15 protein-coding genes are annotated in these 14,131 nt (G+C 63.1%); 8 read left to right on the plus strand and 7 right to left on the minus strand.

Going from position 1 to position 14,131, the window contains the following annotated elements; all coding sequences use genetic code 11:
• Nucleotides 1-2: 2 nt before the first annotated feature.
• The 7 genes from ACF2JD_RS22640 to ACF2JD_RS22670 form a co-directional block, all read right to left on the minus strand.
• The gene (locus ACF2JD_RS22640) at nucleotides 3-479 is read right to left on the minus strand and encodes a T1SS-143 repeat domain-containing protein (protein ID WP_456305339.1); all 477 of its coding nucleotides are present in this window, start codon (nucleotides 477-479) and stop codon (nucleotides 3-5) included.
• Nucleotides 480-531: 52 nt separating this feature from the next.
• Nucleotides 532-1,341 (minus strand): hypothetical protein, encoded by an 810-nt coding sequence (locus ACF2JD_RS22645; protein WP_456305333.1) that lies wholly within the window; start codon nucleotides 1,339-1,341, stop codon nucleotides 532-534.
• Nucleotides 1,268-1,498, minus strand: coding sequence for a hypothetical protein (locus ACF2JD_RS22650; protein ID WP_456305334.1), 231 nt, complete (start codon nucleotides 1,496-1,498; stop codon nucleotides 1,268-1,270). Before ACF2JD_RS22650 ends, ACF2JD_RS22645 begins: the two co-directional genes overlap by 74 nt.
• Nucleotides 1,499-1,557: 59 nt before the next feature.
• Nucleotides 1,558-2,178: a hypothetical protein gene (locus ACF2JD_RS22655; protein WP_456305335.1), complete on the minus strand. Its 621-nt coding sequence runs from the start codon at nucleotides 2,176-2,178 to the stop codon at nucleotides 1,558-1,560.
• Nucleotides 2,179-2,181: 3 nt separating this feature from the next.
• Nucleotides 2,182-2,547, minus strand: a complete 366-nt coding sequence (locus tag ACF2JD_RS22660) for a hypothetical protein (RefSeq protein WP_456305336.1) — start codon at nucleotides 2,545-2,547, stop codon at nucleotides 2,182-2,184.
• A 31-nt stretch (nucleotides 2,548-2,578) separates the two neighbouring features.
• On the minus strand, nucleotides 2,579-2,809 hold the full coding sequence (locus ACF2JD_RS22665; RefSeq protein WP_456305337.1) for a hypothetical protein: 231 nt from the start codon (nucleotides 2,807-2,809) through the stop codon (nucleotides 2,579-2,581).
• A 254-nt stretch (nucleotides 2,810-3,063) separates the two neighbouring features.
• A complete protein-coding gene (locus ACF2JD_RS22670) occupies nucleotides 3,064-4,989 on the minus strand; it encodes a retention module-containing protein (protein WP_456305338.1) in 1,926 nt (641 codons plus the stop codon).
• Between the two features lie 738 nt (nucleotides 4,990-5,727).
• Between ACF2JD_RS22670 and nrfA the strand changes: the two genes are divergently transcribed.
• The 8 genes from nrfA (at nucleotide 5,728) to ACF2JD_RS11165 (ending at nucleotide 14,053) form a co-directional block, all read left to right on the plus strand.
• Nucleotides 5,728-7,170: an ammonia-forming nitrite reductase cytochrome c552 subunit gene (gene nrfA / locus ACF2JD_RS11130; RefSeq protein WP_440987418.1), complete on the plus strand. Its 1,443-nt coding sequence runs from the start codon at nucleotides 5,728-5,730 to the stop codon at nucleotides 7,168-7,170.
• A 51-nt stretch (nucleotides 7,171-7,221) separates the two neighbouring features.
• On the plus strand, nucleotides 7,222-7,818 hold the full coding sequence (gene nrfB, locus ACF2JD_RS11135; protein WP_408782301.1) for a cytochrome c nitrite reductase pentaheme subunit: 597 nt from the start codon (nucleotides 7,222-7,224) through the stop codon (nucleotides 7,816-7,818).
• Nucleotides 7,815-8,495, plus strand: a complete 681-nt coding sequence (locus tag ACF2JD_RS11140; protein ID WP_440987419.1) for a 4Fe-4S dicluster domain-containing protein — start codon at nucleotides 7,815-7,817, stop codon at nucleotides 8,493-8,495. The genes nrfB and ACF2JD_RS11140 overlap by 4 nt, the downstream gene beginning before the upstream one ends.
• A gap of 90 nt (nucleotides 8,496-8,585) precedes the next feature.
• On the plus strand, nucleotides 8,586-9,539 hold the full coding sequence (nrfD, locus tag ACF2JD_RS11145) for a cytochrome c nitrite reductase subunit NrfD (RefSeq protein ID WP_440987420.1): 954 nt from the start codon (nucleotides 8,586-8,588) through the stop codon (nucleotides 9,537-9,539).
• Between the two features lie 258 nt (nucleotides 9,540-9,797).
• Nucleotides 9,798-11,756 (plus strand): heme lyase NrfEFG subunit NrfE, encoded by a 1,959-nt coding sequence (gene nrfE / locus ACF2JD_RS11150; protein ID WP_440987421.1) that lies wholly within the window; start codon nucleotides 9,798-9,800, stop codon nucleotides 11,754-11,756.
• A complete protein-coding gene (locus tag ACF2JD_RS11155) occupies nucleotides 11,753-12,307 on the plus strand; it encodes a DsbE family thiol:disulfide interchange protein (protein ID WP_440987422.1) in 555 nt (184 codons plus the stop codon). Before nrfE ends, ACF2JD_RS11155 begins: the two co-directional genes overlap by 4 nt.
• The gene (gene nrfF / locus ACF2JD_RS11160) at nucleotides 12,304-13,509 is read left to right on the plus strand and encodes a heme lyase NrfEFG subunit NrfF (RefSeq protein WP_440987423.1); all 1,206 of its coding nucleotides are present in this window, start codon (nucleotides 12,304-12,306) and stop codon (nucleotides 13,507-13,509) included. Before ACF2JD_RS11155 ends, nrfF begins: the two co-directional genes overlap by 4 nt.
• A 91-nt stretch (nucleotides 13,510-13,600) precedes the next feature.
• The gene (locus ACF2JD_RS11165) at nucleotides 13,601-14,053 is read left to right on the plus strand and encodes an NUDIX domain-containing protein (RefSeq protein ID WP_440987424.1); all 453 of its coding nucleotides are present in this window, start codon (nucleotides 13,601-13,603) and stop codon (nucleotides 14,051-14,053) included.
• Nucleotides 14,054-14,131 lie beyond the last annotated feature (78 nt).

Genomic DNA, 14,131 nt, shown 5'->3' on the forward strand with positions numbered 1-14,131 from the left:
CATCACCAGCTTGCCATCGGGCTCATCACATCTTCTATCAAAGAACCATTGATGGCGTACGTCTGGCCATTGATGGTGATCGACTCGACACGGGCACCATCTGCACCTTCATTGGCGGTAGGCAGCAGATCTCCGCTGACCAGGAGGCTGCTCCCCTCGCTCAGGGTATGAGCCAGCACAGTGCCGATAGGCATGTCATCTTGTACCGTCACGGTCACACTGACGTTGGGGCTGCGATCGCCATCATGATCGGTGACAAAGAGCGGCACCTCGATGGTCAGATCATCTTTACCCTGTGCACCGTGATCAAGCTGGCCAACCAGATGGACGCTGTAACTGCCGTTAACATCGAGGTGGACCCAGAAAACCGACTTGCCACCCTCTGCCGTAGCCAGATACCAGCCAGTGCTGTGTGCAGCCAGCGTAACCGCTTTGCCTACCCGACGTGAGGTGATTGGCCTGATTGAATGCAGCCACATCCAGCTCAAGGGAGGCAACCCGATCCGAACCGGCTGTGATGGTCACCTGCCACTATCGGTTTCTCCATGTCCCTGCAGGTGTGGTGCCCCGGATGCTGACCGTTCCTGCATTGAGATCCGACTCCTCGACCCGAACCGGTTCAATGGCGGATATGCTCGGGTCGGCGGCATCGGTGATCACGGCTGTTGTATTGCCGTTGATCACAGAGCCGTCGCTGTCGGTCACCTGGACCGGCAGGGTCAGGTTGAGCTTGTCGTCGGCACCGTGATCCAGGTTGGTGTGCACAGTGACCTGGTAATCCAGGGTCGCCGAGCTGTGGGCCGCTATGCTGCCCGGCACGCTCGGCAGGGTCACGCTCAGCACCAGGGTGCCGCTCGCGGTCACCCCCTGGAAGCTGTGGCCATTGCTGCCCGGCACCTCCTGCCAGGTCAGGGTCTCGCCGTTGTGGGTGATGGCCTTGCCGCTGGCATCCACGACCTGACCGGAGAGGGTCAGGCGCACGTCCACTACGGGATCAGAATCCGCCTTGATGGTGAGGGTACCGGTGGCCTGCTGGTCGTCACCTGTCTGGTTGCTCGCGGCCCCATCGAAGCGCCCCTCGCTGAGGGTCACATCGGTCAGGGTGAGGGTCGGTTTCTCCCCTTCCGCAACGCTGATATTGAGGGTGCCGCTGGTGGTGTCGTTGTTACCGCCCGCCCTGTCGCTGTCGACGACGATGACCTTGATGGGCAGCTCGGTCACGGCGTTGGCGCCCTGATGAAGCCCCTGATAGAGGGTCACCTGATAGTCAAACCCGTTCTTGCCCGCCTGCTCGAGCTTGCCGCTGAGCTTGACCTCGCAACACCTCGACCCGCTGGCCATTCACTTCCACATAGCCCTTGAGGATCTGGCTGCCCGGGATGCCGGCATCGCCGTCCACCAGCTCGTACTGCACCGGTTTACCCAAGGCGGTCAGCGCAGGTTGTTCGCTGGCATCGGCAAAGGCCACCTCCACCACCCGATCCGACCCGGCTTGCACATCGAAGTGACCGGTTTGACTCAGGCTGTTGCTGCCGGTGAGGTTGCCCTCATCCAGGGCTACACGCCTTTGCCCGGAATAAAGCTCGGCGCCTTGCCGTCCTTGATGGTCAGCGGCAACTGGGTGGAGACCCTGTCCCCATCCTTGTCCGTGAGGGTGATGGCAAGAGGCAGGTCGAGGGACTCGCTGCCCTGGTGATCCAGCTCACCACTCAGGGTCACCTTGGTGGTGACGCTCCAGTTGCCGTTGTTGTCCACCAGATCCAGCTCGGCGCGCAGCACCTCGCGGCCGTCCACGCTGGTGCCCACCAGATCCCCGTTGGCATCCAGGGTAAAGGTAACCGGGCTGCCGTGGCTGCTGTATTTGCCGTCCAGACTGCTCTGGATCGCCGCGATATCGAACCTGAGGCTGTTTGCATCGAGGGCATCCGAGCCGTGGCTCACGGTGAAGCTCATGTTGCCCACCACGGCGGCGTCGCCCTGGTTGGCCTCGGTCAGGCTGGTGCCGGTCACGGCGCTGATCACCGGGTTGGCCCCATCACCGATGGCGACGCTTAAAGAAGAGGAGACTTTGTCCCCATCACTGTCTGTGAGGGTGAAGCCCGCCTTGACCAGGCTGTCCGCACTGCCCTGATCCAGCGGCTGGTTCAGGGTGAAGACGTAGTGACCATCGTTGATCAAGGGTCAGGTCAAACACCAGCTTGCCGTTGGGGTACGTCCCTCGATGCTGTTGCCGCTGATGGTCACGGCCTGCTTGCCCGCTGGTGAACCCTTGCAGCCCGGCTGGCTGGCATCGAAGGTGATGCTGGCAAGGGGATCGCTGCCGCGGTGATGCCAGATCCCCGTTAAGGGTCTGGCCGCGCTCCAGTTGCTGTCCTCCACCAGAGTCAGGGAGACGGGGTCGACCTGGGGCAAGACGCCATCGGTGATCTGGATGTTGAGGGTGCCGAGGTTGCTCTGGTCGCCGTCAAAGTCGGTGCCCTGCACCTGCAGCCCCAGATTGACGCTGTTGGTACCCACAGGTTGATCCAGCACGCCATCGAGCTTCACATGGTACTTTCCATCCAGTCCAGGGTCACGGTCAGCACCGTCTTGCCCCCCGCATCCAGCAGGGTGATGGTTGCCATTGACCTGATAGCTGGTCGGCTTGCCGCCGCTGGTGAGACCATCCAGGGCGGGCTGGATTCCCCTCGAAGTTCAGGGACACCAGGCGATCGCTGCCCACATTGACCGGCAGTTGGCCATCCAGGGTCTGACCGGCGGCCCCTTCCTGCAGGCTGATGCCGGTGTCGATGCCGAGGCTGGGATCCATGCCGTCATTGATGGCGACCTGGAGATCGGCGTGGTGCTGTCCCCGTCTATCTCGTTGGCGCTCAGACGGAGAGGCCGAGGGAAAGCGTGTCGCTCCCGATGATCCAGCGGACCGGTGAGGGTGACCACTACCGCCCATCGATATCGCTGCCAGCTGCTCAGCGGCTGTCAGCTCGGCTTTCAGCACCTCCACCCGTTGCCGTTGGGCATCCGGGGGTACAGCCTGGTCAGCAGGCGATTGCCGCTGAATTCAGGTCAGCACATGGCCATCGCTGGCAAGACCCGAGCCGTTGAGGGGGTGAGCGTCGCGGCTCTGATTGCTGAAACCAGGGAGTCCGCCGCAGGGGATCGGCCTGTGCGGCCCACCACAACTTGCTCTACTGACCACGGCGGCACCGTTGGTAAAGGCATCTTCGGGTCTAGGAATGGCCGGGATCTCAAAGCTGAGCGCGCTGTCCACCAGATTGATACGGCGACATTCGCGACATCACCACGCTGTCTCGGCGGTATCGAACGGCAGGCGCAACACGTCCTGTCCAGGTCGTGATCCAGGCTCTGCTGCCAGACGATGGGATAGCTGCCGTCATTGGCCAGTGTCAGGGTGAAGACGCCCGCACTGGCGGTCAGGGTCTGACCGTTGATGGTGTAGCCAAGAGGCGCGCCCTGGCTGGTGAGGCCGAGCTGCTCGAGGGCGCTCTGATCGGCGCCGAAGCTCACCTGCAGGTTGCCATCCAGGCCCGCCCCCGTGTGCAGGGAGCCGGTGGCGCTCACCGGGCCCTTGGTCAGATCCGCCTCGGACAGGGTCAGGGTATCGCTCTGGCCGATGAGGGGGGCGCCATCGATCACCCGGTTCCCCGCCAGATCCGTCACCTCGGCGCGCACCTCGAAGGGACCTTGAATGCCGGAGAGATCCAGGCCATTGAGCTGCCAGCGGCCGTCGCTCCCCACCAGGGCGGAGCCGCTGTAAAGGGTCTGGCCGTTCTGGCCGATGAGGCTGATGGTGACCCGCTGGCCCGCTTCCACCTCTGTGGTGCTGCCGCTCAGGGTGACGTTGCCCTGGCCCAGCAGGCTCTGGGTGTCGAGATCGTCGATGTCGATACCGGCCAGGGTATCGACGGTGACGGTCAGGGTGTCGCTGGCTCTGTTGCCGGCGATGTCCACCGAATCGACGCGAAAATCATAGGCGCCATCGGCCATGTCACTGGGGATCTGGTATTGCCAGTTGCCGTTGCCATCCACGGTGAGCACGGTCAGAACGTTTCCGGCGAGGCTCAGGGTGACGGTGGCTCCGGGCTCTCCCTTGCCTTGCAGCAGCGGCGTGGTGTCGCGGGTCAGATCGTCCACCTGGCTGGCGCCGGTGTCGCTCTCGTCACTGAGATCCAGCGTGATGGTGGTGATGGTGTCGAGCAGGGTCTGACCGGTGTCGCTGGCCCGGTTGCCGGCGGCATCCTGGGTATCGGCCACTATGGTGAGCGGACCGTCCACCAGCTTGCCGGTGACATCACCGAAGTTTGCCTCCCAGACGAAGCCCGGCAGCACCACTGTGGTGGTGGTGAGTCGGTTACCATCCTGGTCTATCAGGGTAACGGTGACGGTCTGGCCGACCTCCACATCCTCGACAAAGCCGCGAATGATGACGCCGGTCGCCTCGTCGGCGTTGATGATGTTGTCGGTGGTCTGGGGCTCGATGATGGTGATGCCCGCCAGGAGATCCTGATCTTCCGAATAGAGCAGCTCGTCCCCTGGCTGGGCACCCTGATGATCGGTGTCAAAGCCAGACTCCGCCAGGGTATATTCGCTGTTGAGATCCACCACCACGAAGCCGCCGGCGCTGGAGCCGACCACACCGCCACCCGTGGCGGCGGCCGCGTTACCGGCCGCGGTCTCCTCGAACAGCTCGGTCGGGTCGGCCCCCTGACGGATAGCCTCCTGCAAGCTGGCCAGCTCGGGATCCATGGCCAGGTTCGGTTCTGTCTGCGCCAGCTCGGGCTGGTCAGCGTTTGGGGTCTTCGCAGGATCGGCCAGCTCGAAACGCCCGTCCCCTTCGGTGAACAGGCGCATTCCCGGCAGCAGCTGCATCCCCAGGGTGGCAGGGTGCAAGGAGCCATCGGCATCCATTACAAACACGGCACCCTCCACCTGGGTAACAAGAGTCGGTTTCTCTATTCGCAGCTCAGCCATACATCCTCCAACGGGTAAACACAGACAGTCCAGACCCACAAGGGTACAGGACGTCACCGTGACAGGCGGCTATTTTACCGCCTCTACGGACACAGATCCCTTCGTCATTTTCGAAAATATCGAAAGTAAATGCCGCAAACCTTCCTATTAAATTCAATAAAGTGCTGCCATTCACGGGATAGATCAGGATAGATGCCCTTTTTCACGCCTCAGATGAAAAATATGGCTCTCTTGGCACCTATCCATACGACAGTTTCTGACCTGAACGCACCGGCCAGGCTTCCCCACTATTTCACCAGGGGAAGGCAAGGCACCCCTCCCCAGCAGAAATAAAGAATAAGTATTCATTTTCGCTTGGCGGCACCCCAGGTCACAGAGGCCATTCCCCTGCTCTCCCGCCCTTTGGCACGCTCCCGCATCCCCGAGGCGATGGCCAGCCGCAGCGCATCATCATGGAGAGGTGATGGGGGTAACCACCCGATTGGGCTCAATAATTCAACCTGGATCTCACTTTTTGCATTAGCCCCCCATGCCAATTGATCTAGCGCAACTCCCACAGGGATAAATGATTATCCATTTTACCCATTTGGTATTATCTCCACGAGCAAATGCATAAAAATAATTTTCTATGCAGCCATAACAATTAATCGGCCTGCCATGCCCATCGACCATGGGCACAGATGTCCACGCACCAAGATGGAACGGTCAGGCTCGGCATGGACATTTTATCTGGGAGTGATGACCGTGGGTTCACATAACAAGCCATTTCGGCCGGGTCTGGCCGCCCTGCTGCTGACTGCCCTGCTGGGCACCAGCATGCTGGCACAGGCAGACGAGGCCACCCCCGAGGGCAAGATAGAGGCGCGCAGCGAGCTGTTCGCCAAGGATCACGCCGATCAGTTCAGCAGTTGGAAAAACACCAGCGAGAGCCGGGAGCGCACCGACGCCCTGGCGGAAGATCCGCAGATGGTGGTGCTCTGGGCCGGCTACCCCTTCTCCAAGGATTACAACAAGCCCCGCGGTCACTTCTATGCCCTGACGGACGTGCGCGAGACACTGCGCACCGGGGCACCGAAAACCGCCGAAGACGGTCCCCTGCCCATGGCCTGCTGGAGCTGCAAGGGCCCGGATGTGGCCCGCGTCATCGACGAGAAAGGCGAAGATGGCTACTTCAAGGGGATGTGGGCCAAGGGCGGGCCGGAAATCGTCAATACCATAGGCTGCGCCGACTGCCACGACACCGCCTCGAAAGAGTTCAAGGAAGGGAAACCTGCCCTGCACCTCTCCCGCCCCTATGCAGACCGCGCCATGACCGCCATCGGCAAACCGTTTAAGGAGCAGGGCCGCTTCGATCAACAGTCCCAGGTGTGCGGCCAGTGCCACGTGGAGTACTACTTCAATGGCCCCACCAAGGCGGTGAAATTCCCCTGGGACAAGGGCACCACTGTCGAGCAGATGGAAGAGTACTACGACGAAATCGGCTTCGCCGACTGGACCCATGCCCTCTCCAAGACCCCCATGCTCAAAGCCCAGCACCCCGAGTACGAGACCTGGCGCGCCGGCATTCACGGCCAGAACAACGTCGCCTGCGTCGACTGCCACATGCCCAAGGTGCAGAACGAGCAGGGCAAGGTCTACACGGATCACAAGGTGGGTAACCCCTTCGATCGCTTCGAGCAGACCTGCCGCAACTGCCACACCCAGAGCAAGGAGATGCTGCAGGGGGTAGTCAAGCAGCGCAAGGATGCGGTGACCGAGATCAAATTGAAGGTCGAGAAGCAGCTGGTGCACGCCCACTTCGAGGCCAAGGCGGCCTGGGATGCCGGCGCCACCGAGGCGCAGATGAAGGACATTCTGCAAGACATCCGTCACGCCCAATGGCGCTGGGACTTCTCCATCGCCTCCCACGGGGTGCAGATGCACGCCCCTGAAGTGGCGCTGCGCATGCTGGGCACCGCCCTGGACAAGGCCGCCGACGCCCGCACCAAGCTGGCACGCCTGCTTGCCGCCAAGGGGATCAGCCACGAGATCGCCATTCCCGACATCTCCAGCAAGGAGAAGGCCCAGGCTGCCCTTGGCATGGACATGAAGCAGATGAACAGCGACAAGGCCCAGTTCCTCAAGACCACAGTCCCCGCCTGGGATGCCGAGGCCAAAGCGGCCGGACGGCTCGCACAGTAACGAGATTTGCGGGCCCGCCGAGTCGGGCCCGCAATCGGATGGAGGCTTCCTATGGGTGATTTAACGATGGATTTCTTACGACTGACGCTGATGGCAGCCATGCTGCTCACCAGCCTGCAGGGCCAGGCTGCCGAGGCGACGAGCGCGCCTGCGGCCCTGCCCCAAACGCATGACGTGGCGTTCTTGCGCAGCCCCGACAAGGCCTGCACCGACTGCCACAAGGAGCAGACCGAGGGGATGCATGGCAAGCATGGTCAGGCGACCAATCCCAACAACCTGGCACCTGTCACCTGCACCAACTGCCACGGCCAGCCCTCCCCCCAGCACAGGGAAGGGGTCAAAGACGTGATGCGCTTTAGCGACAGCTTCAATGAAAAGCAAGGTGACGATGGCTATCCCATCGCCGAGCAGAACGGGGTCTGCATGAGCTGCCACGAGCCCAAACCCCTGCGCGAGGCGCTCTGGGCCCACGACGTGCACGCCACCAAGCTCAGCTGCACCAGCTGTCACGCGCTGCACCCGGCCAAGGAGCCCATGGTGGGGATAGCCGAAAAATCCCGCATCAAGATCTGCGTCGATTGCCACAGCAAGCAGCATCAAGCCAAGGCGGCCGGTCTGCAGGTCAATGCGGGCAAGGAGGCACCATGAGCTGCTCTCGTCGTGACTTTATGGCGGGGATGAGCGCGGGGGCCCTCATCATGATGACGGGGCCGGTGCGCGCCAGCACAGCCATCCTGGCCCACAGCCAGACCATAGACGGGGTCCGCTATGGCATGCTCCATGACGAGACGGCCTGCATCGGCTGTACCGCCTGCATGGATGCCTGCCGGGAAGTGAACCAGGTACCACAGGGGGTCTCGCGCCTCGAGATCCTCCGCTCCGGCCCCATAGGCACCTTCCCCGATGCCGACTACCACTTCTTTCGCAAGTCCTGCCAGCACTGCGACAACGCCCCCTGCGTCCACGTCTGCCCGACCGGTGCCTCCCATATCCGCAAGGAGGATGGCATCGTCGACGTGGACCCGGACTTGTGCGTCGGCTGCATGTACTGTCTGGCCGCCTGCCCCTATCAGGTGCGCTTCATCAACCCGGTCACCCGGGTGGCGGACAAGTGCGATTTTTGCCGCAAGACCAACCTGGCGGCGGGCAAGGAGCCGGCCTGCGTGGCCTCCTGCCCCACCAAGGCGCTGGTGTTCGGCAATCTGGATGATCCCGATAGCCCCATAGCCAAACGGCTGGTGAAGGAGACCACCTATCGCTACAAGCAGGCGCTCGGCACCTCGCCCAAGATGTACCGCGTGCCCAAAGGGGAGATAACGTCATGACCATGCAAGCGGCATTTCACTTCCCCTCGCTGGTGTGGGGATTTGCCCCATCGCCGTCTACCCCGGCAATAACCCATGGAGGGAATGACCATGTGGTATGACGCATTTCACTTCCCTTCCCTTGTCTGGGACTGGCCGATCGCTATCTATCTGTTTCTGCTCGGCATCTCCGCCGGGGCTACTAGCCTCTCGGTACTATTGCGCCGCAAGGGTGCTGGCAGCGAGAGCGGCATCATCAAGGCAACCGCCCTGCTGGCGCCACTCTCGGTGATCCTGGGGCTCTTGATCCTCATCTTCCACCTGGCCCGCCCCTGGACCTTCTGGAAGCTGATGTTCCACTACCAGTTCGATTCTGTGATGTCCATGGGGGTCATGCTGTTCCAGCTCTATATGGCTGTGCTGTTCGCCTGGCTGGCGGTGGTGTTTCGGGCCGAGATTGAGACCCTGCGCCGTCACCTGCTGAAAGAGAAGTTCGCCTTTGTGGATGGGCTGATCGCCCTGTTGGCCCGCTTCGAGCGGCTGCTGGCGCCGCTGTTGTTGTTGCTGGCGGTGCTGCTGGGGGCCTACACCGGCTTTCTGCTCTCGGCGCTCAAGACCTATCCGCTCTTGAACAACCCAGTGCTGCCTGTGCTCTTCCTGGTTTCCGGCATCAGCTCCGGCATCGCCTCCACCATCTTGCTGGCGGTCACCCTGTTCAAGGAGCACCACCACAGCCCGGGCGTGAGCTTTGTGCATAGCTTCGAGCGCCCCGTGTTGGCGGTAGAGGTGCTGCTGCTGATCTGCTTCTTTACCGGTCTCTACTTCGGTGGCGGTCAGAAGGAGGTGGCCATGTGGGCCGCTATCGGCAGCGGCTTCTGGGCTCAGGTGTTCTGGGTCGGCGTGGTGGGGATCGGCATGCTGTTGCCCCAGCTGCTCTCCCTGCTGGCTCCGGCCGCGCTGCGGGAGCGAAACGGCCACCTGGTGCTGGTCTGCAGCCTGACCCTGGTGGGCATACTGCTGCTGCGCTACTTCGTGCTCTATGCCGGTCAGATGACGGTGGTATAAGGGGAAATGCATGATTTGTAGCAAAAGCGACCATACGACGTCGGCTTGCAGCATGACCCTGATGGATATGCTGCTGTCTGATGCTGCGTCATCCTCGTATGCCGGCCAGATGACGGTTGTTTAAAGGTATGATCACCAGCGCCAGCCGCCCTCGGGGGACTGGCGCTTGTTTGTTTCCAAGAGTGTGGATCTTATGCCCCAGCGCCGGTGCTGTGCAGACGCTGCGGCATAACATAAACGAATGAAACTGGAGGTTGTGTGCTGGCGGAGTTCGGCTATCTCTCACTGCTGCTGGCGGCGGCACTCTCCCTGCTGCAGGGCACCCTGCCCTGGCTGGGCTTGCGCCTCGCCTCCCCGACCCTGCTGCGCTGCGCCAAGCCGCTGGCGCTGAGCAATGCCATACTGCTGGGCGCTGCCCTGCTGCTGCTCGCCAGCTGCTTTGCCCGGGATGACTTCACCCTCAGCTATGTGGCCCAGCACGCCAACAGCGCCCTACCCCTTGGCTTCAAGCTGGCGGCCGTGTGGGGCGGCCACGAGGGCTCCATGCTCTTTTTCGTGTTTGCGCTGGGGTTGTGGGGGGCCTTGGTGGCGCTCTGTTCGAAACGGGTCGATCCATTGATCACCACTCGAGTGCTGGCCATCATGGGGTTGATCGTCGGGCTATTTGCCCTCTATACCCTGATCTTCTCCAGCCCCTTTGACCGCCAGTTCCCGGGGCCGCTTGAGGGGCGCGATCTCAACCCCATGCTGCAAGACATCGGCCTTATCATTCACCCCCCCCTGCTTTATCTCGGCTACGTCGGCTTTGCGGTCAACTTCGCCTTCGCCATGGCGGCGCTACACTCGGGCCGACTGGACGGCGCCCTGGCCCACTGGAGCCGCCCCTGGGCGCTCGGCTCCTGGGTCTTTCTCACCGCCGGCATAGTGCTCGGCTCCTGGTGGGCCTATTACGAACTCGGCTGGGGCGGCTGGTGGTTCTGGGATCCGGTGGAGAATGCCTCCCTGCTGCCCTGGCTGCTGGGCACAGCCCTCTTGCATGCCCTCATCGTCTGCGAGAAACGCGGCGCCTACGGCCACGGCGTGCTGCTGCTCTCCATCTTCACCTTCGCCCTGAGCCTGCTTGGCACCTTTGTGGTGCGCTCCGGGGTGCTCACCTCGGTACACGCCTTCGCGGTGGATCCCAATCGCGGCCTCACCCTCTTGCTGCTGCTCGGCCTGCTGCTCACCACGGCGCTCACCCTGTTTGCCCTGCGGGCCGACACCCGCGCCCCCTACGCCCGCTTCGGCTTCTGGTCAAAGGAGGGGCTGCTGGGCGCCGCCATACTGCTGCTGTCGGTGGCCTGTGCCTGCGTGCTGCTCGGCACCTTCTACCCCATGGTGTTCCAGTCCCTGCACCTGGGCTCCCTCTCGGTGGGCGCCCCCTATTTCAACGCTGTTTTCGTGCCGCTGGCCCTGCTGCTGATGGCGCTCATGACCCAGATCCCGCGCCTGCGCTGGCAGGGGCTGATGGCATCCTCCCGCCTCAAGATACTGCTGCCGCCCCTGCTCGGCCTGCTGGGGGGCGGCCTGCTCAGCCTAGGTTATCGCGAACAGGGAACCCTGGGCTGGAGCGGCATCCTCGCCAATATGATAAGCCTCTGGCTCATCGCGAGCCTGCTGCTCAATGTCTCATTCAAGACTCGCGACCTGAGTGCCAACCGGCTCGGCAGCCTGCTGGCCCACCTCGGGGTGGCGGTCTGCGCCCTCGGCATCGCTCAGGTGAGCCACCACAGCCAGGAGGGCGGCACAGTGCTCGCCGCCAATAAACCCTATCGCCTCGGCGCCCATGAATTTCGCTATGAGGGGAGCGAGCCGCTGATCGGCCCCAACTACACGGCCGAGCGCATCACTGTCAGCGTGCACAAGGATGGCCGGGAGGTGGCCAGGCTGGCCCCGGAGCGGCGCCACTACAGCGTGCGCACCATGAACATGAACGAACCCGGCATCAAGGGGGGCCTGTTTGGCGATCTCTACGTGGTGCTCGGCGAGAAGATGGGGCCCGATGCCTATGCCATGCGGCTGCATCATAAGCCGCTGGTGCGCTGGATCTGGCTCGGCGGCATACTGATGATGGCGGGCGGCGCCCTGCGTCTGCTGGGGCGCAAGCCATTGCTGGCAGCCCAACCGCAGACCTCTGCACATCAAGTCGCGGGCTTGCTCCCCAAGGAGGCGCCATGAGCCCGCACCTGCGTCTCTTCCTCCCCCTGATAGTCACCCTGGGCCTGGGGGGTCTGCTCTGGCTCGGCCTTGGCAACGACCCTTACCGCCAGGACGAGGCAACTCTGGGGCGCACCCTGCCGACCTGGCAGAGCGACAATCTGCTGGAGGGGGGGGTTATTGATACCGCTGCGCTAAAAGGTGAGCCCTTTGTGCTCAACGTCTGGGCCAGCTGGTGTCCGAGCTGCCGCGCCGAGCATCAACTGCTCAGCGAGCTGGCCAAGACAGTGCCCCTCTACGGTCTCAACTATCGGGACAAGGGGGACGCCGCCCGAGCCTGGCTTATCCAGGCGGGCAACCCCTATCGCGCCGTGCTGGCGGACCCGGACGGCAAGCTGGCGCTGGAGCTCGGTGTCTACGGTACGCCGGAGACCTATCTCTTTGCCGCCGATGGCACCCTGCTCAGCCGCCACACAGGCGAGCTCACCAAGGAGGTTTGGCAGCGCCAGTTTGCGCCCCTGCTTGCCAGGGCCCGTGCCCTGCCCACCCCACAGACGGAGGGGCAACCATGAAGATCCGCCCCCTCATCAACCCGTTGCTGATGGCCCTTGCCATCATGCTTGTCATGGCGCTGAGCCCGGCGGCCACGGCCAGCGGGGTCGATACCTATCAATTCCAGCACCCGGAGCGACAGAGCCGCGCCCAGGATCTCGCCCGCGCCCTGCGCTGCCCCCAGTGCCAGAACCAGAACCTGGTGGAGTCCAACTCCCCCATAGCCCGGGATCTGCGCCTCGAGGTCTACCGCTGGGTAGACGAGGGGCAGAGCGACGAGCAGGTGATCGCCCGCATGACCAGCCGCTTTGGCGATTTCGTGCGCTACGATCCCCCCTTCAAGGGCAGCACAGCGCTGCTGTGGGGAGGGCCCCTTCTGCTGCTGGTGCTGGCGCTTGCTCGCCTGCGCGCCAGCCTGCAGCGCAAACAGCAGATTCGCATGCCGCTGATTGGCGATAAGGAGCAAGGGAACCTGGCCCAGGATCCCAGGGCCGAGCTGAACCGGCGCATCATGGCAAGGGAGCAGGCAGGCCTCTCCCCCCATGATCCCCTCTATCGGGAGCTGACCGCCGCCCACCTTGCCAATGCCACGCCTGTCGCCGAGCTGGCCCTGCGCGAGCGGCTGACCCAGGCCCCCGGCCGCAGCAGGCAGCACGCGCGCGCCCTGCTGCTGCTCGGGATAGTGGCGATAGGCGCCGTTGCCGCCGGTTATGCCGCCAGCGGCCGCTATCAGGCCTGGCAGGCCTATCAGTCCCGCCCCGATCCCCTGGCGGGGATGAGTCCACGGGATCTGCAGGACAAGGCGCTGGGCGCCCTGCACCAGCGGCTGCAGCGCAACCCCGCCGATCTCGAAGCCTGGGCCGAGCTCGGCCAGTTGTATCTGTATCGGGACGAGTACGACAACGCCCTGCTCGCCTACCAGCGCCTGGCCCTGCAGGAGGGAGGCACCAGCGCCGCGACCCGGGCAGCTCAGGCAATAGTGCTCTACTACCAGGCGGGCCAGCGACTCACCCCGCAGTCGCAACGCCTGCTCGATGACGCCCTCAAGCAGGACAAGGGGGAAGTGAGCGCCCTGATGCTGCTCGCCTCCGATCATTTCCTGCACGGTCGCTACCGCCAGGCCATCACCCTGTGGCAGCAGCTGCTCGACAGCGAGCGCCCCCGCATCAACCGGGCCGCACTTATCGAGGCTATTCAGACAGCCCGCATCATGGGGGGCTAACCGGGGACAGGGCGGGACGCAGAAAATGGGGCAAGGGGCGCCGAACAACCCCATAATGCAAACCGTGATTTCACGACGACAAGGTACAGGCATGATCCCCATTCGCTGCAACGCCGTTGCCGGAGTGGCACTATCGGACATCGATGGCCAGATAAAGATACTGCTGATGAACCGGGTCAAGGGCGGCTTCTGGTGCCATGTGGCGGGCACGGTCGAGGCCGGTGAAACCGGCTGGCAGACCATAGTGCGCGAATTTGGCGAGGAGACGAGCATCAAAGTAACCGAGCTCTATAACGGCCAATATCTGGAGCAGTTTTACGACGCGGCCACCAATACCGTGATGGTGGTGCCGGTCTTTGTTGTCTATTGCCCACCCCATCAGGCTGTGACCCTCAACGACGAGCACACCGAGTACCGCTGGTGTTCGCTCGCCGAGGCCAAGGCGCTGGTGAGCTTTCCCGGGCAGCAGGCGCTCTATGACCATGTCTGGCACCATTTTGTGGCGCGCAGCCCCTCGCCGCTGATGAGGGTGGTGCTGCGCTGATCCGGGTCGGCTGGCATCCCCCTCGCAGCCCCTGCAGGCGCCTATCTTCCCGACACAAAGAGGATTAATGGTGCCTTC

This window comes from Aeromonas ichthyocola, assembly GCF_046087985.1.
Lineage (GTDB): Bacteria > Pseudomonadota > Gammaproteobacteria > Enterobacterales > Aeromonadaceae > Aeromonas > Aeromonas rivipollensis.